26 protein-coding genes are annotated in these 24463 nt (G+C 65.3%); 11 read left to right on the top strand and 15 right to left on the bottom strand.

Going from position 1 to position 24463, the window contains the following annotated elements; translation table 11 throughout:
* Positions 1–203: 203 nt before the first annotated feature.
* The 5 genes from B6V76_RS06200 to B6V76_RS06220 form a co-directional block, all read right to left on the bottom strand.
* Entirely contained in the window at positions 204–659 is a 456-nt protein-coding gene (locus B6V76_RS06200) for a host attachment family protein (protein WP_075776072.1), read from the bottom strand.
* Positions 659–886: a hypothetical protein gene (locus B6V76_RS06205; protein WP_088719011.1), complete on the bottom strand. Its 228-nt coding sequence runs from the start codon at positions 884–886 to the stop codon at positions 659–661. Before B6V76_RS06205 ends, B6V76_RS06200 begins: the two co-directional genes overlap by 1 nt.
* A 191-nt stretch (positions 887–1077) precedes the next feature.
* A complete protein-coding gene (locus B6V76_RS06210; RefSeq protein WP_075776074.1) occupies positions 1078–1677 on the bottom strand; it encodes a superoxide dismutase in 600 nt (199 codons plus the stop codon).
* Positions 1678–1779: 102 nt separating this feature from the next.
* Positions 1780–2625: a DMT family transporter gene (locus tag B6V76_RS06215; protein WP_088726973.1), complete on the bottom strand. Its 846-nt coding sequence runs from the start codon at positions 2623–2625 to the stop codon at positions 1780–1782.
* Between the two features lie 124 nt (positions 2626–2749).
* Positions 2750–3769, bottom strand: a complete 1020-nt coding sequence (locus B6V76_RS06220; RefSeq protein ID WP_075776076.1) for a ribose-phosphate pyrophosphokinase — start codon at positions 3767–3769, stop codon at positions 2750–2752.
* A 111-nt stretch (positions 3770–3880) separates the two neighbouring features.
* Here B6V76_RS06220 and B6V76_RS06225 point away from each other — a divergent pair, with 111 nt between their 5' ends.
* The 5 genes from B6V76_RS06225 to purF all read left to right on the top strand — a co-directional run bounded on the left by B6V76_RS06225 (position 3881) and on the right by purF (position 8884).
* Positions 3881–4480, top strand: coding sequence for a 2-hydroxychromene-2-carboxylate isomerase (locus B6V76_RS06225; RefSeq protein WP_075776077.1), 600 nt, complete (start codon positions 3881–3883; stop codon positions 4478–4480).
* Positions 4481–5296, top strand: coding sequence for an alpha/beta hydrolase (locus tag B6V76_RS06230; RefSeq protein WP_088726974.1), 816 nt, complete (start codon positions 4481–4483; stop codon positions 5294–5296).
* A 4-nt stretch (positions 5297–5300) separates the two neighbouring features.
* Positions 5301–6665 carry a DNA repair protein RadA gene (gene radA / locus B6V76_RS06235; RefSeq protein WP_088721886.1) on the top strand — a complete coding sequence of 455 codons (1365 nt, stop codon included), beginning with the start codon at positions 5301–5303 and terminating at the stop codon, positions 6663–6665.
* Positions 6666–6687: 22 nt separating this feature from the next.
* Positions 6688–7299: a CvpA family protein gene (locus B6V76_RS06240; RefSeq protein WP_075776080.1), complete on the top strand. Its 612-nt coding sequence runs from the start codon at positions 6688–6690 to the stop codon at positions 7297–7299.
* Between the two features lie 106 nt (positions 7300–7405).
* Complete coding sequence (gene purF / locus B6V76_RS06245) at positions 7406–8884, top strand: amidophosphoribosyltransferase (protein ID WP_075776081.1); 1479 nt, start codon at positions 7406–7408, stop codon at positions 8882–8884.
* 68 nt (positions 8885–8952) lie between these two features.
* Here purF and B6V76_RS06250 read toward each other — a convergent pair whose 3' ends face one another.
* The 3 genes from B6V76_RS06250 to B6V76_RS06260 are packed head-to-tail and all read right to left on the bottom strand — an operon-like array spanning position 8953 to position 10317.
* On the bottom strand, positions 8953–9375 hold the full coding sequence (locus tag B6V76_RS06250; protein WP_088721887.1) for an MliC family protein: 423 nt from the start codon (positions 9373–9375) through the stop codon (positions 8953–8955).
* Positions 9372–9749: a cell division protein ZapA gene (locus tag B6V76_RS06255; RefSeq protein WP_075776082.1), complete on the bottom strand. Its 378-nt coding sequence runs from the start codon at positions 9747–9749 to the stop codon at positions 9372–9374. Before B6V76_RS06255 ends, B6V76_RS06250 begins: the two co-directional genes overlap by 4 nt.
* The gene (locus B6V76_RS06260) at positions 9742–10317 is read right to left on the bottom strand and encodes a hypothetical protein (protein WP_088726975.1); all 576 of its coding nucleotides are present in this window, start codon (positions 10315–10317) and stop codon (positions 9742–9744) included. Before B6V76_RS06260 ends, B6V76_RS06255 begins: the two co-directional genes overlap by 8 nt.
* 201 nt (positions 10318–10518) lie before the next feature.
* On the opposite strand from B6V76_RS06260, the gene tkt reads away from it, so the two are divergent.
* From tkt to B6V76_RS06275, 3 genes are read left to right on the top strand one after another with little or no spacing between them, the layout of a single operon-like run.
* Positions 10519–12537, top strand: coding sequence for a transketolase (gene tkt / locus B6V76_RS06265; RefSeq protein ID WP_088726976.1), 2019 nt, complete (start codon positions 10519–10521; stop codon positions 12535–12537).
* A gap of 41 nt (positions 12538–12578) precedes the next feature.
* Positions 12579–13466 carry a DMT family transporter gene (locus B6V76_RS06270; protein ID WP_158275080.1) on the top strand — a complete coding sequence of 296 codons (888 nt, stop codon included), beginning with the start codon at positions 12579–12581 and terminating at the stop codon, positions 13464–13466.
* Positions 13467–13477: 11 nt separating this feature from the next.
* Positions 13478–14353, top strand: a complete 876-nt coding sequence (locus tag B6V76_RS06275; RefSeq protein ID WP_075776085.1) for a lysophospholipid acyltransferase family protein — start codon at positions 13478–13480, stop codon at positions 14351–14353.
* A 51-nt stretch (positions 14354–14404) separates the two neighbouring features.
* Here B6V76_RS06275 and B6V76_RS06280 read toward each other — a convergent pair whose 3' ends face one another.
* The 5 genes from B6V76_RS06280 to B6V76_RS06300 all read right to left on the bottom strand — a co-directional run bounded on the left by B6V76_RS06280 (position 14405) and on the right by B6V76_RS06300 (position 19693).
* Entirely contained in the window at positions 14405–16006 is a 1602-nt protein-coding gene (locus B6V76_RS06280) for an APC family permease (RefSeq protein ID WP_088726977.1), read from the bottom strand.
* A gap of 119 nt (positions 16007–16125) precedes the next feature.
* The gene (locus B6V76_RS06285) at positions 16126–17541 is read right to left on the bottom strand and encodes an aldehyde dehydrogenase family protein (RefSeq protein ID WP_088726978.1); all 1416 of its coding nucleotides are present in this window, start codon (positions 17539–17541) and stop codon (positions 16126–16128) included.
* 61 nt (positions 17542–17602) lie between these two features.
* On the bottom strand, positions 17603–18388 hold the full coding sequence (locus B6V76_RS06290) for a metal ABC transporter permease (RefSeq protein ID WP_088719021.1): 786 nt from the start codon (positions 18386–18388) through the stop codon (positions 17603–17605).
* Positions 18381–19181: a metal ABC transporter ATP-binding protein gene (locus B6V76_RS06295; protein ID WP_088726979.1), complete on the bottom strand. Its 801-nt coding sequence runs from the start codon at positions 19179–19181 to the stop codon at positions 18381–18383. The genes B6V76_RS06290 and B6V76_RS06295 overlap by 8 nt, the downstream gene beginning before the upstream one ends.
* Complete coding sequence (locus B6V76_RS06300; protein ID WP_088719023.1) at positions 19178–19693, bottom strand: Fur family transcriptional regulator; 516 nt, start codon at positions 19691–19693, stop codon at positions 19178–19180. Before B6V76_RS06300 ends, B6V76_RS06295 begins: the two co-directional genes overlap by 4 nt.
* Before the next feature lie 84 nt (positions 19694–19777).
* On the opposite strand from B6V76_RS06300, the gene B6V76_RS06305 reads away from it, so the two are divergent.
* Genes B6V76_RS06305 through B6V76_RS06315 form a run of 3 tightly spaced genes read left to right on the top strand, consistent with a single transcriptional unit; the run spans position 19778 to position 22091 of the window.
* Complete coding sequence (locus tag B6V76_RS06305; protein WP_088726980.1) at positions 19778–20728, top strand: zinc ABC transporter substrate-binding protein; 951 nt, start codon at positions 19778–19780, stop codon at positions 20726–20728.
* Positions 20729–20760: 32 nt separating this feature from the next.
* Positions 20761–21525 (top strand): 2-dehydro-3-deoxygalactonokinase, encoded by a 765-nt coding sequence (locus tag B6V76_RS06310; RefSeq protein WP_088726981.1) that lies wholly within the window; start codon positions 20761–20763, stop codon positions 21523–21525.
* Between the two features lie 35 nt (positions 21526–21560).
* Complete coding sequence (locus B6V76_RS06315) at positions 21561–22091, top strand: MarR family transcriptional regulator (protein ID WP_075776093.1); 531 nt, start codon at positions 21561–21563, stop codon at positions 22089–22091.
* Between the two features lie 34 nt (positions 22092–22125).
* Here B6V76_RS06315 and B6V76_RS06320 read toward each other — a convergent pair whose 3' ends face one another.
* Positions 22126–23769, bottom strand: coding sequence for a CTP synthase (locus B6V76_RS06320; RefSeq protein ID WP_075776094.1), 1644 nt, complete (start codon positions 23767–23769; stop codon positions 22126–22128).
* A gap of 182 nt (positions 23770–23951) precedes the next feature.
* A complete protein-coding gene (gene secG / locus B6V76_RS06325) occupies positions 23952–24404 on the bottom strand; it encodes a preprotein translocase subunit SecG (protein WP_088721892.1) in 453 nt (150 codons plus the stop codon).
* Positions 24405–24463 lie beyond the last annotated feature (59 nt).

A 24463-nucleotide genomic window follows, 5' to 3' on the forward strand; every position in this document is an offset into this window, starting at 1 on the left:
CGGAACGCCGCGCCCATCTCGCGCGGCGTTTTCTTGCGCTCTGCCGATGCGCGCGCGATGTGCCCGCATCACAGGCCCGGTCACTGCACTCCCCTTGCGGGTCTCGCCGCTTCCCCGCAGCGCTCCTTCGGGAAAGCCCCATCAAAAAAGCGCCGCGCGAACAACCGCGCGGCGCTTTGTCTGTCAATCGCAGCAAGGCGCGATCAGACGGTCGCAAGCTCTTCTTTCACCAGCTTCTCGATCTCGTCGCGGGGGTGATTGGTCAGCGTCTTGTCGATCTCGGCCACCACGACGTCGGCGACTTCCTTGTGCAGCGCGTGACGGATTTCACCCAGAACACGGGGTGCCGCGACGATCACCAGCCGCTCGATCCGACCCTTGTGGACCATCTTGTAAAGATGTTCGGCCAGATCGTCAGCGAAGCGCATCTTCGCCAGTTCGTGCCAGTCCGTCTCCTGAAAAGCCGAGCGCTGGCCGGGGCCGTCATCAGCCATCCGACCCGGGCTGTCGGTGCCCTGCTCGTGATCGGGCGGGTTGTCCTGCTCGTCGACGCGCCGCACGACGAGGTTCGGATCCTCGTCATCCATCATGTTTTCCAGAAACAGCGCCTTCTCGCCATCCGCGATGACGACCCAAGTACCCTTGGAGAGTTTCTTCATCACATCTTCTCCTTTTCGCCGCTATCTCGCTCGTCGCCACCGAGCGGGCGCGTCGTGCCTGCGGAGGTTTCGTCGAGCTGCTTCTTCTCATCGCGGGTGCCGACCTTGCGGTTCAGGTTCCCGCCCGAGCTGCCTTGCCCTTCCGGCGTCTCGATATTCTCGGGCTTCTCGCCGAGGACCTCTTCGGTTTCGCGCTTGCCGTCATTGGAGCGAATGCGTTCAGCCATCGTATCCTCCTCTTGGTTACGGGTTTCTGTCAAGAAAACCGATCCGGCGGCGTCGCGGTTCCTGCTTAGCGGTCTTTCCGTCCCGGCAATCGCCCCGGCACACAAACGTGCTCACAAACGGGCGTCCTGAAGCGCGCAAAGAAAAAGGGCGCCCCACGGGACGCCCTTCCAATTCGCTCGTTTCGCGGAGATTACATGCGCGAAGCGACGTTTTCCCAGTTCACCAGCTTGTCGAGGAAGTTCGACAGATAGGCCGGGCGCTTGTTGCGGAAGTCGATGTAATAGGAGTGCTCCCACACGTCGCAGCCCAGAAGCGCGGTCTGGCCGAAGCACAGCGGGTTCACGCCGTTCTCGGTCTTGGTCACTTTCAGCGAACCGTCGCTGTCCTTCACGAGCCATGCCCAGCCCGAGCCGAACTGGCCAGCGCCCGCGGCAGCGAAGTCTTCCTTGAACTTGTCGACCGAGCCGAAGCTTTCGGTCAGCGCCTTTTCCAGCTCGCTCGGCATGGCCGAGTTGCCCGGACCCATCATTTCCCAGAACTGGGTGTGGTTCCAGTGCTGCGAGGCGTTGTTGAAGATGCCGTTCTGCGCGACGGCGTTCGGCTGATAGGTGCCTTTCACGATCTCTTCGACCGACTTGCCTTCCCATTCGGTACCGGCAATCGCCTTGTTGCCGTTATCGACATAGGCCTTGTGGTGAATGTCGTGGTGATATTCGAGGGTCTCCTTCGACATGCCGAGATCCGCGAGTGCGTCGTGGGCATAGGGAAGATCGGGAAGTTCAAAAGCCATGATGTCCTCTCTTGAGTTCGAAGGTTCGTACGTCAAACACTAAAGAAGCGCTGGAGGTTCCGAGGTCAAGACGTTTCCGCGGCGAACATCCGACGGTTGTGCTCAGGTTTTCCGCCGCAGCGAGAGCGCGATGCCGCCGATCACCAGCGCCGCGGCCAGCCAGAAACGCGCCGACGGGATTTCGGCCAGAAGCACCGCCCCGCCCAGCGCCGCGATCAGAGGCACGGAAAGTTGTGCGATCGCGGCGAGGCTCGCAGGGATTTGCGGCAGCACGCGATACCACAGCGCATAGCCCAGCCCCGAGGTCACAGCACCCGAGAGGATCGCGGGCGCCCAGCCCCAGCTTGCGCCCTGCCCCCAGTCGCCCGCGCCGAGCATCCAGATCAGCGCCAGCGGTGTGGCCAGCGCGAAGTTAAGCGCGGTCGCGACCAGCGGATCGTGCGTGCGCCGCCCGTTGAGCGAATAGAGCCCCCATCCGATCCCGGCGAGCGCCATCATCGCGAAACCGCGCGGATCGATATGGGCGTCGCCCGAGGCGGGCAGGAGCAGGACGATAAGCCCTGCGAAGGCCAGCCCCGCCCCGATCCAGCGCCAGAGCGAGATCGCCTCGCGCAGCCACAGCGCCCCCGCGAACATGGTGATCTGCACCATCCCGAACAGCGTCAGCGCGCCGACGCCAGCGTCGATCAGCCCGCTCGCGATGGAAAACCCGAAGATATAGAGCGCGAGCGTCGCGACCCCGGCGCTCAGAACCGCCCTTGGCAGACGCAGGCCCCGCACTCCTTTCGCCCGCATCGCGAGAAGCAGCAGAACAAGCGCCCCCGAGGCGAGCCGCACGAAGCCCGTCGCAGCGGGCCCCCAGCCAGCATCATGCACCGCCATCCGGTTGAGCACCGAATTGGCCGCGAAAGCGATCATGACGAGAGCGGTGAGAGCGAAAAGGCGCATGCCGCCAGAATGGCGCGGAATGCGCCGATGTCCATCGGGCTTTCCGACGAAATGAAATGACCCGGAGCATGTACCCCGGGTCGATCCAAACAAGCGAGCGCGGCGCGTCCAGCGGCGCGACCGCTCAGTCGCGAGTGTACATGCCCTCGTAGATCGGGACGAGCGTGTCTGTCTCGAAGAGCGAGGACACCGAGGTGCCCGACCAGGTGTTCAGGATCGCTTGTGCGAACATCGGCGCGGTCGGCACGATGCGGATATTCGGGCAGGCTTTCACGGCCTCGGTCGGCTCGATCGAGTCGGTGATGACCAGCGTCTTCAGTGCCGAATTGGTCACCCGCTCAACCGCCGGGCCCGACAGCACGCCGTGCGAGATATAGGCGTGAACCTCGGTCGCGCCGTGCTCGATCAGCAGGTCGGCGGCCTTGCACAGCGTGCCTGCCGTGTCGACCATGTCGTCGACGATGATGCATTTCTGGCCCTTCACGTCGCCGATCACGGTCATTCCCGCGACCTCGCCCGCCTTTTCGCGGCGCTTGTCGACGATGGAGAGCGGCGCGTCGATCCGCTTGGCCAGCTCACGGGCGCGGGCCACGCCGCCCACGTCGGGCGAGACAACCATGATATCGTCGGTCTGGCCCTTGAAGTTGTGCAGGATATCGAGCGCGAAGACCGGCGAGGCGTAGAGGTTGTCCACCGGAATATCGAAGAAGCCCTGGATCTGGGCTGCGTGCAGGTCGAGCGTCAGGATGCGGTCAACGCCCGCTTCGGTCAGTAGGTTCGCGACCAACTTGGCCGAGATCGGCGTGCGGGCCTTGGTCCGGCGGTCCTGACGTGCATAGCCGAAATAGGGGATCACGGCGGTGATGCGATCTGCCGAGGAGCGTTTGAGCGCGTCGGTGATGATCAGCAGCTCCATCAGGTTGTCATTGGCCGGGTTCGAGGTCGGCTGAATGATGAACATATCCTCGCCGCGCACGTTCTCGAAAACCTCGACGAAAATCTCGCCGTCGTTGAAACGCTCGACCCGCGCATCCACCAAACCGACAGACATGCCGCGATGCATCGACATGCGGCGCGCGATCGATTGCGCGAGCGGTTTGTTGGAATTTCCGGAGATGAGCTTCGGTTCGGTGACGACGGACATGGGCCAGTTCCTTCGTGACGCCGGGCAGCCCCGGCGGGATTCGCTTGATTGCGCCTGCCTTAGCACCGGGGTAGCGTGGCGGCAATTTCGACTGTCAAGAAAGTGTTATGAATGGCACGGATCGACTACTATTTCGGCACGTTCAGCCCGTGGGCCTATCTCGGCGGCCCGCGATTCGAAGAGATCGCGGCGCGTCACGGCGCTGACGTGACTTACAAACCGCTCGACCTTCTGGGCCTGTTCGACCGCACCGGCGGCGTGCGCCCGGCGCAGCGTCACCAGAGCCGGATGGAATACCGGATGCAGGAGCTCAAGCGCTGGTCGAAGCGGCTCGGGATGGAGATGAACTACACGCCTCCCGGCTATCCGCCGAACCCCGCACCGTCGTCTTATGCGATCATCGCGGCGCAGAAAGCGGGCGGCGGCGACGTCGGCGGGCTGGTCAACGCGATCCTGCGCGCCTGCTGGGCGGAGGACAAGGACATCGCCTCGGACGAGGTGATCCGCGAGGCGCTGGAAGCCAACGGTTTCGACGGCAATCTGGCGACCACCGGCCTCTTCGACGGCGCGGTCACCTATGAGAAGAACCTCGAGGACGCGGTCGAGGCCGGCGTGTTCGGCTCGCCCTTCTATATCGTGACCGACACCGATGAGCGGTTCTGGGGGCAGGATCACCTGGAGTTGCTCGACGACTACCTGGGGACGCTCTGAATGCCGCGCGACCAACGACAAGGGGCCGAAGTCTTCTGGCAGAGCTTCGGTCAGGGCGAACGTCCGGCTATCGCGATCCATTGCACGCTCGGCAGTTCGAACCTCTGGGCGAAGGCGCTGATGCCGTTGGGCCAGCAGATCACGGCGACCGCCTTCGATCAGCCGAGCCACGGGCAATCCGCACCCTGGCGCGGCGATGCGAGCGAGCCCGGGAGCTTCCAGACGCAGGTGACACGGATCGCTGCAAGCTTCATTGAGCGCCCTGTCGATCTGATCGGGCATAGTTTCGGCGCCTCGGTCGCGCTGCGCATCGCGGTCGGCGCGCCCGAGGCCGTCCGCTCGCTGACGCTGATCGAGCCGGTGCTGTTCGCGGCGCTGCCCGAGGACGACCCGGATTGGCAGGACCTGCGCGCCAAGCAGGATCACTTCGAGCAATTGATGGAAGCGGGCGATTACGAGCCGGCCGCACGCGGCTTCATGCGTGACTGGGGCACCGGCCAGCCTTGGGACAGCTATACCGAAACGCAGCGGGAGCGCTTCACCGCGTGCATGCCGATGGTCGAGAATATCTCTCGCGCCAATTTCGAAGACCCGGCGCAGATAGCACGGCCCGACGGGATCGAGCAGATCGACGCGCCCGCAATGATCATCCATGGCGACCGCTCGCCGCCGACGATGCCGAAAGTGGCCGAGGCGATTGCCGCGCGCCTGCCCGATGTGGGCGTCGCCTGCGTCGAGGGCGCGGGCCATATGCTGCCAGCCACTCATCCCGAACAATGCGCGAGCCTGATCGCCGCCAATCTGGAACGCAGCTGACCTCATGGCCAAGCAATCCGCGATCTTCCGCTGCGCCGAGTGCGGCGCGACGCATGCCAAATGGTCCGGGCGTTGCGACGCCTGTGGCGCATGGAACTCCATCCACGAGGAAGCCCCGATCTCGACCACGCCTGGCTCCGGGATGAAAGGCGCTAAGGGCAAGGTGATCCCGCTCACCGCGCTCGACACCAAGGAAACCCCGCCCGCCCGCGTGAAATCGGGCATGGAGGAGTTGGACAGGGTTCTGGGCGGCGGTCTCGTGGCGGCTTCGGCGGTGCTCGTGGGTGGCGATCCGGGCATCGGGAAATCGACGCTTCTGCTGCAGGCGACCGCCAGCTTCGCCCGCAAGGGAGTGAAGGCACTCTATATCTCGGGAGAGGAAGCGGCGAGCCAGGTGCGGATGCGCGCGCAACGGTTGGGCCTTGCGGACGCGCCGGTCGGGCTGGGCGCTGAAACCTCGCTTCGCGACATCCTGACGACGCTGGAAGCCGAGCGCCCCGACCTCGTCATCATCGATTCGATCCAGACCATGTGGTCGGACAATGTCGACAGCGCACCGGGTTCGGTAAGCCAGCTGCGCGCCGCCGCACACGAATTGGTGAGCTTCGCAAAAAAGCGCGGCACCGCCGTCATCCTCGTGGGTCACGTCACCAAGGAAGGCCAGATCGCGGGCCCGCGCGTGATCGAGCACATGGTCGACACGGTGCTCTATTTCGAGGGCGAGCGCGGCCACCAGTTCCGCATCCTGCGCGCGGTGAAGAACCGCTTCGGCCCGGCCTCCGAGATCGGTGTCTTCGAGATGACCGGGGCGGGTCTGGCCGAGGTCGCCAACCCCTCGGCGCTGTTCCTGTCGGAGCGCGGCCAACCCGCGCCGGGATCGGCGGTTTTCGCAGGAATTGAAGGCACGCGACCGGTGCTGACGGAGATTCAAGCGCTGGTTGCACCCTCCACGCTTGCTTCGCCCCGTCGTACCGTAGTCGGGCTCGACAGCGGGCGGATCTCGACCATTCTCGCGGTGCTGGAATCGCGATGCGGCATCCCCTTCGCGGGGCTCGACGTGTTCCTGAATGTCGCGGGCGGGATGAGGGTGGTTGAGCCCGCAGCCGACCTCGCCGCGGCCGCCGCGCTTCTCAGTGCGCGCGAAGATGTGGCGCTTCCAGCGGACATGGTGATTTTCGGGGAAATCAGCCTGTCGGGTGCGCTGCGTCCCGTGGGTCAAGCGGAAAACAGGTTGAAAGAAGCGGCGAAACTTGGTTTTTCACAAGCGATCGCACCCTCGGGAACGAAAGCCGAAGGGTCGAGCGGGATGTCCCTGCGCAAGCTGGGCGATCTCGTGACTTTTACCGGGGAGATGTTCGGCGCCGGATAACGCCGAGAACACAGGAGCGAAAATGGACGGGTTCACCATTGTCGATGCCATCGTGGCGGTCGTCATCATTCTTTCGGCGATCCTCGCCTATTCGCGGGGCTTCGTGCGTGAGGCGCTGGCCATCGTCGGCTGGATCGCGGCGGCGATCGTCGCTTACATTTTCGCCAACGAGGCACGCCCTCTGGTGCAGCAGATCCCCGGCCTCGACAAGTTCATCGGCCAAAGCTGCGAGCTGGGCATGATCGGCGGCTTCGCGGTGGTCTTCGCCGTGGCGCTCGTCGTGTTCTCGATCCTGACGCCCTTGTTCGCCTCCGCCGTGCAACGCTCGGCCCTTGGCGGGATCGACCAGGGGCTTGGCTTCCTGTTCGGCGTGGTGCGCGGCGTGATCCTCGTCGCAGTGGCCTTCGTCGTCTACGACCGCGTGATGAGCAACGACCCCGTGCCAGTGGTCGACGACTCGCGCTCGGCCAAGGTGTTCTCGCGCGCCTCCGGACAGCTCGACGAATCGATGCCCGCCGATGCGCCCGGCTGGATCGTGCAACGCTACGAGCAACTCGTAGCCGCCTGTCCCGCACCTCCGGGTGCCGATGCCCCGGCCCGGACGGACGAATTGCCCCCGGCAACGGCGAATTGATGACAGCCACATGACGGTTTTTGCAGGCGCGAGGGGTTAACACCTCTCGCGTTTGCATATAAATGAGCGCAAGCGCCCTCCCCTTGCGTCATACGGAGCTGATGCCATGTCCTGCCCCGCCGCCCAGAAGACCCACTTCGCCCATCCTTTCGACGACGACAAGCTCAAGGAAGAATGCGGCGTCTTTGGTGTGGTCGGCATTTCCGACGCCGCGAATTTCGTGGCTCTTGGTCTGCACGCCCTGCAACACCGCGGTCAGGAAGCGGGCGGTATCGTCGCGCATGATGCCGCAACCGGCTTCAATTCCGCTCACCGCTTCGGCTACGTCCGGGACAATTTCACCAAGTCGAGTCTGATGGAAACGCTGCCGGGCGATATCGCCATCGGCCATGTGCGCTACTCCACCGCAGGCTCCAAGGGGGCGGTGATCCGCGATATTCAACCCTTCTTCGGCGAGTTCTCGATGGGCGGCTGCGCGGTCGCGCATAACGGCAACCTCACCAATGCCGACGCGCTGCGCCGCGAACTGATCGAGCGCGGCGCGATCTTCCAGTCGTCGTCCGACAGCGAATGCATCATCCACTTGATGGCGCGCTCGATCCAGCGCAAGCACGCCGACCGGATCGCCGACGCGCTGCGCCGCGTGGAAGGCGCGTTCTCCATCGTCGCGATGACGCGCACCAAGCTGATCGGTGTGCGCGACCCGCTGGGCGTGCGCCCGTTGGTGCTGGGGAAGCTCGGCGAACATGGCTATGTGCTCAGTTCCGAGACCTGTGCGCTCGACATCATCGGCGCGGAATTCGTCCGCGAGATCGATCCGGGCGAGATGGTGGTCATTCAGGACGGCCATATCGAAAGCTCGCGCCCCTTCGGCCCCTCGACCGGGCGCTTCTGCATCTTCGAGCATGTCTATTTCTCGCGCCCCGACAGCATGATCGGCGGCCGCTCGGTCTACGAGACCCGTCGCGCCATCGGCGTCGAGCTGGCCCGCGAAGCCCCGGTCGAGGCCGATCTGGTCTGCCCCGTGCCCGACAGCGGCACCCCCGCCGCGATCGGCTACAGTCAGGAAAGCGGCATCCCCTTCGCGCTCGGGATTACGCGCAACCAGTATATGGGCCGCACCTTCATCGAACCGACCGAGCAGATCCGCAACATGGGTGTGCGCCTCAAGCTGAACGTCAACAAGTCGCTCATTCGCGGCAAACGGGTGGTCCTTGTCGACGACTCGGTCGTGCGCGGCACCACCTCGCGCAAGATCAAGGACATGATCCTCGATGCGGGCGCGAAATCGGTGCATTTCCGGATCGCCTCGCCGCCGACCGCATGGCCGTGCTTCTACGGCGTCGACACGCCGAACCGCGACAAGCTGCTGGCGGCGCAGATGACCGAGGAAGAGATGCGCGAATGGGTCGGCGTGGACAGCCTCAAGTTCATCTCGCTCGACGGGCTGTATCGCGCGGTGGGCGAGGCCAAGGGCCGCGACAATTCCTGCCCGCAATATTGCGATGCCTGCTTCTCCGGCGAGTATCCGATCACGCCTTCGGATCAGCTGGAAAAGGGTTTCGAGATGAAGGCGGCCGAGTAAGCGCGCGGCGCTTTCCGTTCGTCTGATACGATTTCTTCAGGGCCGCCGCGCGTATCGCGTTGCGGCCCTCAGTCTTCCTGACAGGCGCGGAACAGCGGTTGCGCCTCGCCGTCCTCGGCGATCCAGTCGAGCATCGCGCCGTGGCCCTTTGTCCACCATACATAACCCGCCTCGCCCTCGCCATCCTCGGCGTATCTCGCGCCGTCGGCAGAGCGGATATGGCTCATCACGACGAGCCGTCCCTGCAGGAACAGGGCGACGCGCTGGGGATCGGTGTCGTTGATGTAGGCCGCGTGCACTTCCGCGCCGCGCTCGCAATGATAGGTGACGGTCACCACCGGCTCTACCGTATCGCCGGTCGTCGGGTTGAGCGGCTCAAGCCGCTCGACGGGCGTGTCGTGTTGCCCCGATGGCGCCGCCGCATCCTGCGCCTCCACCGGCCCCGTCAGCGCGGCGCCCGCGAGCAGCGCCCCAAATAGCGTACGTCTCACGCGTCGTCCTCGACCCGGTCGGCGAGCGACTCCGCGCGTGCGGCGATCTCGGCCAGCGTCTCGGTCACTTCGGGCGGCAGGATCGGCACTTCGACATGGGCCGGGTTCGACTGCAATTCGTCGATCTTCGCCTGCAATTCGCCAAGACGGTTCATCGCGTCGCGCAGCTGATCCTCGATGCCCGCAGCCTTGTCGGCCAGCATCAGCCCCGACATCAACAGCATCCGGTTCTCGGGCACGCGCCCGATCTGGCCCAGAAGCACCTGCGCCTCGCTGTCGAGCATCCCGGCGGCCGAGCGCAGGAAATGTTCTTCACCCTCTTGGCAGGCGACCTGAAAATCGCGGCCGCCGACGGAAATCGTCACCTCAGGCATCGGTCCCCTCCTCGCGGCTCGCCGCTTCGATGATCGGGTCGAGACCCGCGATGATCTGCTCAAGCTCGGTGCTTTCGCCGTCGCGCGCGGCGCGCAGGCTTTGCAACTCGGCCATCAGCGCCTCGTCGGAGAAGGCCACGCCCTCGTCCATCAGCTTGCGATTGGCCGCGACCAGCGCCGCGTTGGCTTGCTTGAGGGCAGCGACCTCCTTGAAGGCAGCTTCCTGCGCCCGGACGGCGGCGCCGTATTTGCGCTCCATCGCGCCCAGCGTGGTGTCCTGTTTCTCGCGGATCGCGCGGACGCGTTCGGAGAGTTGTGCGTTCGCTTCCTGCTCCGCGGCGAGCGCGGCTTTCAGTTCGGCCACCTCCGCCGGATCTGCGACAACTTCGGGCGGCGGCTCCGGTACCGGGGGCAGTTCCGCCTCGGCGGCCTCCGGCTCGGTTTGCTGCGCTGCGGATTGCGCTGCCTTGGCCTGCATTGCCTCGCGCTGCTTGAGCGCTTCGACCCCGCGCCCGATCCGTTCGAGCGCGAAAGCGATGCGGCGTTCGTATTCGGCGATATCACTCATGCACGCCTCCTCGTCCTCATGTTTTTCGCTTGCCATGGCCGAATCGCGGCCCGGCTGCGGATTTCGATCAGTCTAACCCTTTGCGACAGGGCAAGCCCACCCTTTTGCCCCAAGCACTTGTGGGCCACGCTTGATCTTGGGCCGATCCCTGCTATCAGGGGCGCGGACCCATCCAACTGCTGCCCCGCGAAAGGACGTTTCATGGAAATCGAAGAGCTGCGCGCCGCCCATCCTGAGCATTGGAAACTTGCCTCCGCGATCCGCGCATTGGCGATGGATGCGGTGCAGGCCGCCAATTCCGGTCACCCCGGCATGCCGATGGGTATGGCCGACGTGGCGACCGTTCTGTTCCAGAACCACCTGAAATTCGACGTGAAGAACCCGAAATGGGCTGACCGCGACCGCTTCATCCTTTCGGCCGGCCACGGCTCGATGCTGATCTATTCGCTGCTCTATCTCTGCGGCGATGAGCAGGTCACGCTCGACCAGATCAAGAACTTCCGCCAGTCGGGCGCGCTGACCGCGGGCCACCCCGAGAATTTCCTGCTCGACGCGGTGGAAACCACCACCGGGCCGCTCGGCCAGGGCCTCGCGACCTCGGTCGGCATGGCCATCGCCGAAGAGGCGCTGCGCGCGCAATGGGGCAAGAAGCTCGTCGATCACCGGACCTGGGTCATCGCAGGCGACGGCTGCCTGATGGAAGGCATCAGCCAGGAGGCCATCGGCCTTGCCGGGATGCAGGAACTGTCGAACCTGATCGTGCTGTGGGACAACAACGACATCACCATCGACGGCCGCGTGTCGATGTCGGACAAGACCGACCAGCGCAAGCGCTTCGAGGCGTCGGGCTGGACTGTCTTCGCCTGTGACGGCCACGATCCGGTTGCCATCGATGAGGCGCTGACCAAGGCGAAGCAAGCCAAGGGTCCGGTTCTGGTCGACTGCAAGACCATCATCGGCTTCGGCGCCCCCACCAAGGCCGACAGCTACTCCGCCCACGGCTCGCCGCTGGGCGACGAGGAGATCGCGCGCACCAAGGCGATCTACGGTTGGGATCACGGTCCGTTCGAAATCCCCGCCGACGTGAAGTCGCAATGGGAAGCGATCGGCACCCGCGGCGCAGCAGAGCGCGCCGAATGGGAGGAGCGCTTCGGCAAGCTCTCGGCGGCCAAGCAGGCCGAGTTCACGCGCATCATGGAAGGCGGCGTCTCGAAGAAGCTGACCGGTGCGATCCGCAAGTTCAAGAAGGAACAGGCCGAGGCCAAACCGAAGGTCGCGACCCGCAAGGCGTCCGAAATGGTTCTGGGCGTGATCAACGCCGCCTGCCCCGAGACCATCGGCGGCTCGGCCGACCTCACCGGCTCGAACCTCACGAAGTCGAAGGACATGACGGTCTTCAACGCGGAGAACCGCAAGGGTCGCTACATCCACTACGGCATCCGCGAGCATGGCATGGCCGCCGCTATGAACGGTCAGTGGCTGCATGGCGGCGTGCGCCCTTATGGCGGCACGTTCTTCTGCTTCACCGACTACGCGCGCGGCGCGATGCGTCTCTCGGCTCTGATGAAAGTGCCGACCGTCTATGTCATGACCCATGACTCGATCGGTCTGGGCGAAGACGGCCCGACGCACCAGCCGGTCGAGCATCTCGCGATTTGCCGCGCGACGCCGAACACGCTGACCTTCCGCCCCGCCGATGTCATCGAGACCGCCGAGGCGTGGGAAATCGCGATGAACCAGGAGGGCACCCCCTCGGTTCTGGCGCTGTCGCGTCAGGGTCTGCCGACGCTGCGCACCGAGTACAAGCCGCAGAACCTCACCGCGCGCGGCGCCTATGTTCTGGCCGAAGCCGATGGCAAGCGTCAGGTGATCCTGATGGCGACCGGCTCGGAAGTGGAAATCGCGCTGAAAGCTCGCGAGATGCTGCAGAAGGAAGCGATCGGTACCCGTGTCGTCTCGATGCCCTGCATGGAGCTGTTCGCCGAGCAGGACGAGGCCTACCGCAAGCGCGTGCTGCCGCCGAACTCGGTCCGCGTGGCGGTCGAGGCCGCCGTGCGCCAGCCGTGGGACCGCTGGCTTCTGGGCGAGCGTGGCCGCGAGGCGAAAGCCGGTTTCGTGGGCATGGAGGGCTTCGGCGCCTCCGCCCCGGCAGGCGAGCTTTACGAGAAGTTCGGGATCACCCCCGAGGCCGTGGCCGAGAAGGTCAAGAGCCTACTCTGATGGCTCTGCCCGGGTTGAAAGCGACAGCGAGGGGGCCCGGCGTGGCCCCCTCTTTGCTTCCCGAGGGCGATCGCCCCGGGATGGGGATCGCGCTGATGCTCGGCGCGTTCTCGATGCTGACTCTGATGGACGCTTTTGCGAAACTTCTCGGGCAAGGTTACCACCCGCTTCTGATCGTCTGGGCGCGCTTCGCGGTGAATGCCGCCGTGCTGGCGGTCATCTATCGCGGCAGCCTGCCGCGCAGGCTTCGCAGCGCACAGCCGAAGTTCCAACTGGGCCGGGCCTTGTTCCAGATGGGTGCGATCGTTTCGTTCTTCTACGCGCTGAAACATGTCCCGCTGGCCACCGCGACCGCGCTTGGCGATCTGAACCCCGTGATCGTGACGCTCGGCGCCGCCCTGTTTCTGGGCGAGCGGCTGGGCCCACACCGCATCTTCGGCATCGCGGCCGCGTTTATCGGCGCGATGATCATCCTGCGCCCGGGTTTCGCGGGCTTTCATCCGGCAGCACTGTTGGCGCTACTCGCCGCCTTCAGCTTCGCGGGCGCGGTGCTGCTGACGCGCTACCTGCGCGGCGATAGCGCGGCCACCTCGCAGCTCTGGTCCGCCTATACCGGGCTTGCGCTTTCCTCGCTCGCCCTGCCCTTCATATGGCAGCCGATCGCGCTCTCCGATCTGTGGGTTTTCCTCGGCCTCGGGCTTGCGGGTAGCCTCTCGCAATTTCTGCTGATCCGCGCCTTCGCGCTGGCCGAGGCCTCGACGCTGGCACCGTTCGGCTATTCGGGTCTGCTGTTCGCGTCCTTCTGGGGCTGGCTGATGTTCGGACAGTTTCCCGACGGGTTCACGATCGCCGGGGCGCTTGTGATCGTAGGGGCTGGCCTCTATGTCTGGTCGCGTGAGCGCCGAGCTGCGCGCCAAGCCAGAGCCTGACACCCGACACGATGAAGTACCGCGAACCCACCTTGTCCGACCGCGTCTCGAATGCCCTTTTCGTGGCGGTGATGCGGCTGGTCCAGCGGCTACCCTACGAGCGGCGCATCCCGGCGGCGGGGCGGATGGTGGCGCGGCTCGCGCCGGTCCTTGGCTTCACCCGCAAAATCCGCGAGAACCTGGCGATCGCCTGTCCTGATCTGTCCGAGGACGAGATCAAGCGGCTGCAGCGCGAGATGCCCGACAATCTGGGCCGCATGTTGGCGGAGATCTATTCCGGCGAGGAATTCGTGGCCCGCGTGCGCGATCTGCCGATCGAAGGCCCCGGGGCCGAGACGCTGGAAGCCGCCCATCGCGAGGGGCGTCCGGTCGTTCTGGCTGCGGGCCATTTCGGCAATTACGACGCGTGGCGCGCGGCGCTTGCAGGGCGCGGCTACCGGGTCGGCGCGATCTACCGCCCGATGAACAACCCGCTCTTCAACGAACAATATGTCTCGACCATTTCCGCCATCGCCGAGCCGCTGTTCTCGCGCTCGCGCCGGGGTTTGGGCGACATGATAAAGTTCCTGCGCGATGGCGGGATGGTCGCCTTCGGCTTCGATCAGCATTTCAGCAAGGGCGCGGAATTGAGCTTCTTCGGCCTGCCCGCCTTCACACCTCTGTCTGCGGCGGAAATGGCGCTGAAGATGAAGGCCGATCTGGTGCCGATCTACGCGATCCGCCAGCCCGACGGACTCAGCTTCAGGATCTACGCTGACAAGCCCGTGCCCCATACCGACCCCGAAACGATGACCCAGACCCTCAATGACGGGCTGGAGGAGATGATCCTCAAGCACATGGAGCAATGGCTCTGGATTCATCGCCGCTGGAAGGGGAAACGCAAATAAGAAAAGGCGCGCGAGATTTTCTCGCGCGCCTTTTTGGCCTCTCGGACCGGCTCAGTTGCCGCGCTGGATCCGCTCCATCAGCGCCCCGGTTTCTTCCGCCGGAAGTGCCGCGCGCAGCGCGAACCAGATCACGACCAGCGACCACACCGCGACGAGGGCCATCCCACCCCAGAAGTTCAGCACCCCCAGCGCGTGATCCGAAGTGCCGAGCGCGGTGATGATCCAGAGCCCGCCGAACCACAGTGCAAGCCAGCCGATATGGCGCCAGCCGAACTCGGAGGCGGGTTTCTTCTGTACGGCGTGGAAGACGAGCGCGTAGATGGCGAAGCCCACGAGCAGCATCCCGAACAGGATCGAGTCGGTGTAGAACCCGGTCCAGTAGATCACGAGGTTCGAGGCAATGAAGGCCAGTGGTGCAAGGAACTCCGCCCCTTTCAGACGGAACGCACGCTCGGCATCGGGCTGCGACCGGCGCAGCACCATCAGCACGATCGGACCAAGGCCATAAGTCAGAACCGTGATCGAGCTGATATAGCCCACCAGCAATTGCCACGCCGGGAAGGGCAGCAGGAAGAAAACGCCCACGGCCCACATCACCGCAACCGCCAGCCACGGCACGCCGTGACGGGTGGTATGCGTCAGCGCGCTCGGCCCGCTATCGGTATCTCCCACGGCATAGAGGATGCGCGAGCCGCCAGTGACGTAGATCAGCCCCGTCCCGCCGGGCGAGATATAGGCGTCCACGTAGAGGAGAAGCGCCAGCCAGCCCATGCCGAGCGTCGCGGCGAGACCGGCGAAGGGACCCGCGGAACCTTTGAAGCTCAGAGACGACCAGCCATTCGCCAGATCGCCCTTCGAGAGGGCCATGATGAAGGCCACTTGCAGCAGGATATAGACGATCGCGGCAAGAATGACCGAGCCGATCACAGCCATCGGGATATTGCGGCCGGGATTGGCGCTCTCGCCGCCCAAGTCGATCGCCGTGCGAAAGCCGAGGAACGAGAACACGATCCCTGCGGCCGGAATCGCGGTGAACATGCCTTGCGCCTTGTAGGTGCCCGGAGCCGCATGCCAGACGCCCCAATGGGACGAAGCCGCGATCAGGCCGACCACGGTGATCAGAGGCACCGCGATCTTCCACCACGTCACCGTATTGTTAACCTTCAGCAGCGCCTTGATCGCCAGCAAGTTCAGCAGCGCCAGAACGCTCAGGAGAAGCGCGGAGGTGATGAAGCCCACCAGCGTCAGCGTGCCCGTCCCGTCTCCGCGCAGAAAATAGGGCAGGTAATTGTTCGCATAGGTCACGATCCCCTCGGCCTCGACCGCAGGCACCGGCGCATAGCTGAGAAACAGCATCCAGCCCCAGAGCCTGCCCAAGGTCGCACCGTGGCTCGCGTGGCTCATATGGACCAGCGCGCCGGATTTGGAGAACATCGTGGAGAGTTCGGCGAAGCACAGCGCGATCAGCATGATGATCGCCGCCCCGACCACCCAGGACCAGACCGAGAGCGGCCCAGCGATTTTCGAGGCGTGATAGGCCCCGAAGAGCCAGCCCGAGCCGATCATCGACGTCGTGGAGGCGAAGAGCAGCCCGATGACCCCGGCGTCCCGCCGCAGCTTGCCTCCTCCCGCCATCGTTTCGGTTGATGCCATTGGTGAATCCCCTGTTTCTTATTGATCACAGGAGTTCAACTAGGGCGCGATCTCGCCAACCGGAGCGATTACACGGGCTTGTGGCGGAACGCGATCACGCGTGAAATCCGCAGTCAGCCTTAGCGCAGAAATTTCTGGGCGAGCTTCGCCATGCGTCCGCTGCGATAGGGCGGCATCAGCATCGCAAGCGGCGCGAAACGGTTCTCGAGCACGGGTTTGAGATGAGTGAATGCCTCGAAGCCCCAATGGCCATGCGCCGCACCCACGCCCGAATTGCCGATCCCGCCGAAGGGCAGGTTCTGGTGCAGGTAATGAACCAGCGCGACATTGATGCCCACCGCGCCGGAACTGGTTGCGCGGCGCAATCGGTCGATCAAGCCGCGGTCGCGCTCGAAGATGTAAAGGGCGAGCGGCTTCGGCCCGGCCTCGATCCGCGTCACCGCATCCACCGCATCGTCGAAGGGAATGACCGGCAGGACGGGACCGAAAATCTCTTCCTGCTCGACCGTCATCGACGGATCGGTGCCCATCAGGACGGTCGGCGCGATATAGCGGCTCTGCGCCTCACCGGTTGCGCCGGTCAGCGCCTTTGCGCCCGCTGACTGCGCGCTCTCGATCATGCCCATGAGCCGGGCGAAATGATCCGGGTTGATGATCCGCGCGAGATCGCGCGTGGCCGCCTGCGCCTCTTCCGTCTTGCCATACATCCGCGCAATCGCGGCTTTCAGCTCGGCCAGGAACGGGGCTTCGATCTGCTTGGCGACATAGACGTGATCGGGGGCGATGCAGGTCTGACCGGCATTCGCGAACTTGCCCCAGGCGATCATCCGCGCGGCCTTTTTCAGGTCGGCGCCGGGGCCGACGATGACCGGGGATTTGCCGCCCAGCTCCAGCGTCACGGAGGTGAGATGCTTCGCCGCCGCCGCCATCACGATCTTGCCCACCCGCGGCGAGCCGGTGAAGAAAATATGATCGAAAGGTTGCTCTAGCAGTTCCTGACTGACCTCGACCCCGCCCTGCACCACACGCACGAGATCGGCAGGTAGCGCCTCGTCGACGATCTGCGCGATCACGGCGGCGCTGGCCGGGGCCAGCTCTGAGGGTTTGACGATCGCGGCACAGCCCGCCGCGATGGCCGAAACCAGCGGCCCGAGCGACAGCGCCAGCGGGTAGTTCCACGGCGCGATGATCAGCGCGGTGCCCTTCGGCTCCGGCACGATCCGCGCGCGGGTGCCCAACATCGCACGGGTCGGGCGCACCCGACGCACTTTCGTCCACGTTTTCAGATTGCGCAACGCGTGCGAAATCTCCGCCTGAACGGGCAGGATCTCGGTCAGGCGAATTTCGGCCTCGGGCTTGGCGAAATCCTCCGCCAGCGCGGCGAGGATCTCCGCCTCGCAATCATGGATCGCGCGCGAGAGCGCCTGCAGCGCCGCGCGTCGTTGCGCCGGATCGAAAGCCATGCGGCGCTGCGGGTTGCCCGCCGCTAGGTCGACGAAAATCTGCGACGGGGTCTTGAAACTGCGATGATCCATCGAGGCTCCTTTGTCGCGCATCTCACCGCGCGGGACGGGAATTGGCAAGCGGCAGCGCGGCTTAGCGCGCGCGACGCAGCGGCAGGGACAGCACGAAGAGCACAGCGGAGGCCGCCACGATCGTCGGACCCGCAGGCGTGTCGAACTGCAACGAGCCCCAAAGCCCGAGCAGCACCGAGGCGATCCCCACCCCGGTCGCGCCCGCCGCCATCGCCTCCGGCCCGCGCGCAAATTGCCGCGCCGTAGCCGCCGGGACGATCAGCAACGCCGCGATCAGAAGCGCACCGACGATCTTGATCGCCACCGCCACGGTCAGCGCCAGCGCGATGGTCAATGCCATCTGCTCGCGTCGCGGGTCGAGCCCGGAAGACATCGCCAGCTCGTCGTTGATCGTCGCGGTCAGCAGCCCCTGCCAGCGCCATGCCAGCAGCGCTGCGACCACTGCGGCCCCGCCCCAGACCACGGCCAGATCGCTGCGCGACACGGCGAGTATGTCGCCGAACAGCCAAGCCGACAGATCGACCCGCAGCCCCGATTGCAGCGACGCCGCGACGAGGCCGAAGGCCAGCGCGGAATGGGCGAGCACCCCCAAGAGCGTGTCCATCGCATGGCCGCGCCCCGAGAGCCGCGCGACGGTGAGCGCCATCGCCAGCGCCACGCCAAGCGTGCCGAGATAGACCGAGATGCCGAAGGCGAAGCTAAGTGCCACGCCGAGGATCGCCGCATGGGCGGTCGCATCGCCGAAATAGGCCATGCGCCGCCACACAACGAAAGAGCCCAGAGGCCCGGTCGCGAAGGTCAGGCCGATCCCGGCCAACGCCGCGCGGAAAAGAAAATCGTCAAACATGCGCCTGCCCGTGCGTTTGAGTGCCGTCCTTCGCCGCGTCGTCGGCGTGATCGTGATCGTGGCTGCAGGTTGCGTGATCCGCATGCTCGCCATGATCGTGGCTGTGCTGATAGAGCGCGAAGGCCCCTTGCGTGCCCATCCCGAATAGCGCGCGATATTCCGGCGCCTCGGCCACCACCTTCGGCGTCCCCTGACAGCAGACATGGCCGTTGAGGCAGATCACCCTGTCCGAGGCCGACATCACGACGTGCAGATCGTGACTGACCATCAGCACCGCGCAGCCGGTTTCCTGACGGACCTCCTCGATCAGCTTGTAGAACCCCGCCGTGCCGGGCTGGTCGAGCCCCTGCGTCGGCTCGTCGAGGATCAGGACCTGCGGCTCGGACAGCAGGGCGCGCGCCAGAAGCACACGTTGAAACTGCCCGCCCGAGAGCCGCGAAATCTGCCGCCCGCCCAAATGCGGAACGCCGGTGCGCTCCAAAGCGGCCTCGGCGCGGGCGTTCGAGACGCGCTTGGGTAGCGACAGGAACCGGCGCACGGTCAGCGGCAGGCTCGCATCGACATGCAGCTTTTGCGGGACGTAACCGATCCGCAGCCCGGCCTGACGGTTCACTTTGCCCCGCGCGGCACGCTCCAACCCAATCAGGGCGCGGATCAGCGTCGATTTCCCCGACCCGTTGGGCCCGACGACGGTAACGATCTCGCCCGAGGAAATCGTGAAGTCGACGCCGTGAAGCACCTCGACCTCGCCATGGCGCACGCTCAGACCCTGCGCCGTGATCAACTCGCTCATTGCGCCTCCTCGGCGGCGCAGTTGGGGCAGAGCCCCAGCGCCTCTACGGTGGCCCGCTCGACATGGAAATTCAACCGCTCGGCTGCGCCCTGCAACGCGTGACGCACCTCGTCGGCCCCTTCTTCGGGGCCGGCCTCGGCGACTTCGCCACAGTTGCGGCAGATCAGGAAAACCGGCGCATGTTTTTCGCCCGGGCTCATGCAGGCGGCGAAGGCGTTGAGGCGACGCACGCGATGCGCGAGACCGTGCTCGACAAGGAATTCCAGCGCGCGATAGGCGACGGGCGGCTGCTTGCCGTACCCATCCGCCGCGAGCCGGTCGAGCACTTCGTAGGCCCCCATAGCCCGATGTTCTTCCAGCAGTATTTCCAGTGCACGCTTACGCACAGGAGTCAGCCGCGCGCCCTTTTCGGCGGCGACAGCCTCGGCGCGCGCCAGCGTCGCGCCGGCGCATCGGCTGTGGTCATGCGGCGTGAAAGCCTTTGCGGAAGAGGTCGAAGAACCCACGAGCATGTTACCTTATCACATTTCTTCTTGACGAGTGATTTTATAACATACATTTTCCGCCCCTCGGATCAAGCGGACAGGAGACATCAGATGCGCCCCACCCTTCCCGTTCTCGTGAGCGCCCTTTCCGCACTGCCCGCCCTCGCCCAAGCCGAGGCGCCCAGTGTCGTGACCGATGTTCCGCCGGTGCAGTCACTCGTCGCGCAGGTGATGGGCGATCTGGGGCAGCCGGAGGTTCTGCTCGGCCAGAATTCCGACGCGCATCACTATCAACTGAAGCCCAGCCAGGCGCGCGATCTGCAAGACGCGGACCTCGTCTTCTGGGTCGGCCCGCGGCTGACCCCGTGGCTCGAACGCGCGATCGACGGCGTGGGAGTGAAGGGCCAGTCGGTCGAATTGCTTCACGCGCCCGGCACGACCCTGCGCAGCTTCTCGGTGCCGGACCCGCATGATCACAGCGTCGACGCCGACGCGGATCACGCCGAGGCCGGGAATGGGGACCACGCCGAAGTCGACCAGATGACCGATCCGCATGCTTGGCTCGACCCCGACAATGCGAAGCTCTGGCTCGGTCTGATCGCCGAAGACCTCTCCAAGGCCGATCCCGAACATGCCGAGACCTACGCGGCCAACGCCGAAGCCGCGCAAGCGCGGATCGAGGCGCTCGACGCCAAGCTCAAGGCCGAGTTCGCGCCGATCGCGGACAAGCCTTTCCTCGTCTATCACGCGGCGTACGGCTATCTCGCCGATCATTACGGGCTGACCATCATGGGCGCGCTTTCCCCGAGCGATGCCTCCACCCCGGGGGCCGCCCATCTGGTGAGCCTGCGCGAAGAGGCGTCGGCCAAGGAAGCCGTCTGCGCCTTCCCGGAAGCGAACCACGACCCGAAAATGGTCGAAATCCTCGTCGATGGGACGCCGGTGAGGCTCGGCAAATCGCTCGATCCTTCCGGCACCGCGCTGACCTATGGCCCCGGTCTCTATGAGGACCTGATGCAAGGAATGGCGGACACGATCACCGCCTGCCTGTCGCGGGGTTGATCCCGCACCACCTCCATGCGATCTGATGCGCCATGGCTGATTGGATCGCACTCACGGAAGAATTCGGGCGCTGGCGCGCCGCACATGTGTCGGACGGGGCGGTGACCGACCGCAAAACCGGGCCCGCCGCGCGCCCGCTCTTGCCTGAAGGGGCTGCTGCCATCGTGGCGGCCTCCACTGCAGGCCCTGACCTTCGCGCGCTTCCCTGCACGCCTCGCCCCGACGGAGCGCTGCCGCTAACCGAGATCGGCGGGCAAAGCTACCCCGCCCTGCCCGGCCTCATCCAAGACAGCGACGGCACCGAGATCACGGCCCCCGAGGCCGCCCGAATCGCCGGTATCCTCGCAGGCATCCCGCAATTCGATGGCGTGATCTGGATTTGCGGCGCAAGCGCGATCTGGGCGCATATCTCGGCGGGCGAAGTCGTCAGCGCGATGCGCGCAGGCTCCGCCGCGATGCTGGCCGCGCTCGGCGCACCGCTCGAAGCCGGCGACGGGTTCGACGCAGCTCTCGCCGATACGCTTTCGCGCCCCGAACGCCTCGCCCGCGAATTGGCCCCGCTCAGCCTTGGACGCCACACCCCGCGCGCCGCCGGCGCCGTGCTGGGCGCGGAACTCGCCGCGGCGAAACCGTGGTGGCTGGGCCAGACCGTGCTGGCGCTGTCCTCCGCCTCCGCCCCCGGCTGGTCGGAAATTTGCGCCCGTGGCTTGCAAGCGCAGGGCGCGCAGGTCACTTTGGGCGACGGAGAGGCCGCGCTGATCGCGGGACTGTCCGCGGCGCGCCGGCCCGGCGCGTAACCCGGCGGCGGAGACAGGCGGGAGAGGATGAATGCATGAGTGATACCGAACTGCCCGAAGCCTTCGCCGAACTCGCCCCCCGTTTCGGATTTTCCCGCCCCGCCGGCCGCTGCCTCGGCGCGATCTGGCGCGCGGCTCAAGCGCCCTCGGCCGACGATTTGGTCGCGCAGCTTGGGTTGTCGCGCTCCAACGTCTCGACCGCGTTGAAGGAATTGCGCGATGCGGGCCTCGTGCAGGCGGCCCGGTCCCCCGGCTCGCGCAAGGATTACTTCGTCGCCCCGACCGAGCCGTGGGAACTGGCGCGGCTGATGCTGGCCGAGCGCGAACGTCGCGTGATCGGCCCCGCACGTGATCACCTATCCGCCCTGGAGGCCCGCAGCGCCGATCCGCGGGCGGCGGCCTTGTGTGAACTCCTCGACGCGGCCTCGGGCTATATACAGGCGCTGATCCGCCTCGATCCGACCGAACTGGCCCGGCATATCGACCCCGCACGCGGCGGCGGTCAGACCGGGAAACCCGCACCGAAAACCTCCAAGAAGAAAAAGAAAAAAGCCGCGCAGGGATAGGCGCGGCTTTCTCGATTTCAGGGGGAAGCCGGGATCACACCAACCGGCTCTGATCCAACGCGGCCTTGATGAAGCCCGCGAACAGCGGATGCGGAGCGAAGGGCTTCGATTTCAGCTCGGGATGGAACTGCACGCCGATGAACCACGGGTGATCCTTGTGCTCGACGATCTCGGGAAGGCGGCCATCGGGCGACATGCCGGAGAAGGTCATCCCGCATTTCTCCAACGGCTCGCGATACTTGATGTCGACCTCATAGCGGTGGCGGTGACGCTCCTCGATATCGGTCGCGCCATAGACCTCGGCGACCTTCGAGCCCTCCTTCAGCGCCGCCGTGTAGGCGCCCAGGCGCATGGTGCCGCCCTTGTCGTCGGTGACCTTGCGCTCGACCCTGTGGTTGCCCTGCACCCATTCCTTGAGGTGATAGACGACCGGGGTGAAGCGCTTCTTGCCCGCCTCGTGATCGAACTCTTCCGAGCCCGCATCATTGACGCCCGCGAGGTTCCGCGCGGCCTCGATGACGGCCATCTGCATACCCAGACAGATGCCCAGGTAAGGAACGCCCTTTTCGCGCGCGAATTGGGCGGCGCGGATCTTGCCCTCGGTGCCGCGCTCACCGAAGCCACCGGGCACAAGGATCGCGTGGTAGTTTTCCAGATAAGGTGCCGGATCTTCGTTCTCGAAAATCTCGGCGTCGATCCATTCGGCCTTCACGCGCACCCGGTTCGCCATCCCGCCATGGGTCAGCGCCTCGGCGATCGACTTGTAGGCGTCTTCGAGCTGAACGTATTTGCCCACGATCGCGACGCGCACCTCGCCCTCGGCATGATCGAGACGGTCCATCACGTCTTCCCAGCGGCTCAGCTCCGGCTTCGGCGCGGGAGAGATGCCGAACGCGTCAAGCACCGCCTGATCGAGACCGACGCGGTGATATGCCAGCGGCGCCTCGTAGATCGACTTGAGATCGTAGGCGGGGATCACCGCCTCGGGGCGCACGTTACAGAACAGCGCGATCTTGCCGCGCTCCTTGTCGGGGATCGGCTGCTCCGAGCGGCAGACCAGCACGTCGGGCTGGAGGCCGATAGAGCGCAGTTCCTTGACCGAGTGCTGCGTCGGCTTGGTCTTCAGCTCGCCGGACGCCGCCAGATAGGGCAGCAGCGTGAGATGCATGAAGATCACCTGACCGCGCGGTCGGTCCTGGCTGAACTGACGGATCGCTTCGAAGAAGGGTAGACCTTCGATATCGCCCACCGTACCGCCGATCTCGCACAGCATGAAATCGACCTCGTCATCGCCGACATCGAGGAAATCCTTGATCTCGTTGGTCACGTGCGGGATCACCTGGATCGTCTTGCCCAGATACTCCCCGCGGCGCTCCTTCTCGAGCACGTTGGTGTAGATGCGCCCCGAGGAGATCGAGTCGGTCTTGCGGGCCGAAACCCCGGTGAATCGTTCGTAGTGACCAAGGTCGAGATCGGTCTCCGCCCCGTCATCGGTGACGAAAACCTCGCCATGCTCGAACGGGCTCATCGTGCCCGGATCAACGTTCAGATAGGGGTCGAGCTTGCGCAGCCGAACCGAAAAGCCGCGTGCTTGCAGCAATGCCCCCAGGGCGGCGGATGCCAAACCCTTTCCGAGCGACGAGACGACGCCGCCGGTAATGAAGACATAACGTGCCATGAAGACCCCCGTGATCTGCGAAATTCGAATGGTTTCCCTGCCCCAAGAGGGTCAGGATCACGGGATTTAATGCTTACACGATTCGCGGCCTGCCCGCAACCAGACCGCAAGCTATTGAGTTTGGATAGGACGCACCCGCAAGTTTTTGTGGGTGCGAACCGATGGTTGACTGAAGTGACGGCTTAGTTGGCGGCGGGCGGCGTGACCGGACCGCTTTGCGTATCCGTCGTGGTCTCGCCCGCGTTTCCGCCGCTCGAGGCGTCCGAACCGCTGGCAGGCGGCGGCATCACCACGTCGAGCGAGGGCGTCGAACCGGTCGTGTCATTGGCCGGCGCGGTATCCGCCGGCGCGCTTTGCTGGGGCGCAGCGGTGTCGACCACCGAGCCGGTGCCCGCTTTCTGCGCGGCCAGAACCGTCAGCGTCACCGAGGTCGCGAAGAAGCCGGCGGCCAGAACCCAGGTCACGCGGGTCAGCGCATTGGCGGCCTGCCGACCGGTCATCAACCCGCCTACGCCACCGCCGGAGCTGTTGGACGACCCCATGCCGAGACCACCCCCTTCGGAGCGTTGCAGGAGCACCACGCCAATCAGCAGCAGCGCGAGGATCAGGTGGATCGAGAGAACGACGTTTTCCATGAACGGGTCCGGGCCTTCTTTCTTGCGACGCGCCTATCTAGGCGGATGAGGCTGAGGGC

Source organism: Thioclava sp. IC9, assembly GCF_002213225.1.
Lineage (GTDB): Bacteria > Pseudomonadota > Alphaproteobacteria > Rhodobacterales > Rhodobacteraceae > Thioclava > Thioclava nitratireducens.

Excerpts from the sequence above, each read along its gene's own strand:
- B6V76_RS06200 (WP_075776072.1), bottom strand. The coding sequence starts at position 659 with ATGAAGAAACTCTCCAAGGGTACTTGGGTCGTCATCGCGGATGGCGAG.
- B6V76_RS06205 (WP_088719011.1), bottom strand. The coding sequence starts at position 886 with ATGGCTGAACGCATTCGCTCCAATGACGGCAAGCGCGAAACCGAAGAG.
- B6V76_RS06210 (WP_075776074.1), bottom strand. The coding sequence starts at position 1,677 with ATGGCTTTTGAACTTCCCGATCTTCCCTATGCCCACGACGCACTCGCG.
- B6V76_RS06215 (WP_088726973.1), bottom strand. The coding sequence starts at position 2,625 with ATGCGCCTTTTCGCTCTCACCGCTCTCGTCATGATCGCTTTCGCGGCC.
- B6V76_RS06220 (WP_075776076.1), bottom strand. The coding sequence starts at position 3,769 with ATGTCCGTCGTCACCGAACCGAAGCTCATCTCCGGAAATTCCAACAAA.
- B6V76_RS06225 (WP_075776077.1), top strand. The coding sequence starts at position 3,881 with ATGGCACGGATCGACTACTATTTCGGCACGTTCAGCCCGTGGGCCTAT.
- B6V76_RS06230 (WP_088726974.1), top strand. The coding sequence starts at position 4,481 with ATGCCGCGCGACCAACGACAAGGGGCCGAAGTCTTCTGGCAGAGCTTC.
- radA (WP_088721886.1), top strand. The coding sequence starts at position 5,301 with ATGGCCAAGCAATCCGCGATCTTCCGCTGCGCCGAGTGCGGCGCGACG.
- B6V76_RS06240 (WP_075776080.1), top strand. The coding sequence starts at position 6,688 with ATGGACGGGTTCACCATTGTCGATGCCATCGTGGCGGTCGTCATCATT.
- purF (WP_075776081.1), top strand. The coding sequence starts at position 7,406 with ATGTCCTGCCCCGCCGCCCAGAAGACCCACTTCGCCCATCCTTTCGAC.
- B6V76_RS06255 (WP_075776082.1), bottom strand. The coding sequence starts at position 9,749 with ATGCCTGAGGTGACGATTTCCGTCGGCGGCCGCGATTTTCAGGTCGCC.
- B6V76_RS06260 (WP_088726975.1), bottom strand. The coding sequence starts at position 10,317 with ATGAGTGATATCGCCGAATACGAACGCCGCATCGCTTTCGCGCTCGAA.
- tkt (WP_088726976.1), top strand. The coding sequence starts at position 10,519 with ATGGAAATCGAAGAGCTGCGCGCCGCCCATCCTGAGCATTGGAAACTT.
- B6V76_RS06275 (WP_075776085.1), top strand. The coding sequence starts at position 13,478 with ATGAAGTACCGCGAACCCACCTTGTCCGACCGCGTCTCGAATGCCCTT.
- B6V76_RS06280 (WP_088726977.1), bottom strand. The coding sequence starts at position 16,006 with ATGGCATCAACCGAAACGATGGCGGGAGGAGGCAAGCTGCGGCGGGAC.
- B6V76_RS06285 (WP_088726978.1), bottom strand. The coding sequence starts at position 17,541 with ATGGATCATCGCAGTTTCAAGACCCCGTCGCAGATTTTCGTCGACCTA.
- B6V76_RS06290 (WP_088719021.1), bottom strand. The coding sequence starts at position 18,388 with ATGTTTGACGATTTTCTTTTCCGCGCGGCGTTGGCCGGGATCGGCCTG.
- B6V76_RS06295 (WP_088726979.1), bottom strand. The coding sequence starts at position 19,181 with ATGAGCGAGTTGATCACGGCGCAGGGTCTGAGCGTGCGCCATGGCGAG.
- B6V76_RS06300 (WP_088719023.1), bottom strand. The coding sequence starts at position 19,693 with ATGCTCGTGGGTTCTTCGACCTCTTCCGCAAAGGCTTTCACGCCGCAT.
- B6V76_RS06305 (WP_088726980.1), top strand. The coding sequence starts at position 19,778 with ATGCGCCCCACCCTTCCCGTTCTCGTGAGCGCCCTTTCCGCACTGCCC.
- B6V76_RS06310 (WP_088726981.1), top strand. The coding sequence starts at position 20,761 with ATGGCTGATTGGATCGCACTCACGGAAGAATTCGGGCGCTGGCGCGCC.
- B6V76_RS06315 (WP_075776093.1), top strand. The coding sequence starts at position 21,561 with ATGAGTGATACCGAACTGCCCGAAGCCTTCGCCGAACTCGCCCCCCGT.
- B6V76_RS06320 (WP_075776094.1), bottom strand. The coding sequence starts at position 23,769 with ATGGCACGTTATGTCTTCATTACCGGCGGCGTCGTCTCGTCGCTCGGA.
- secG (WP_088721892.1), bottom strand. The coding sequence starts at position 24,404 with ATGGAAAACGTCGTTCTCTCGATCCACCTGATCCTCGCGCTGCTGCTG.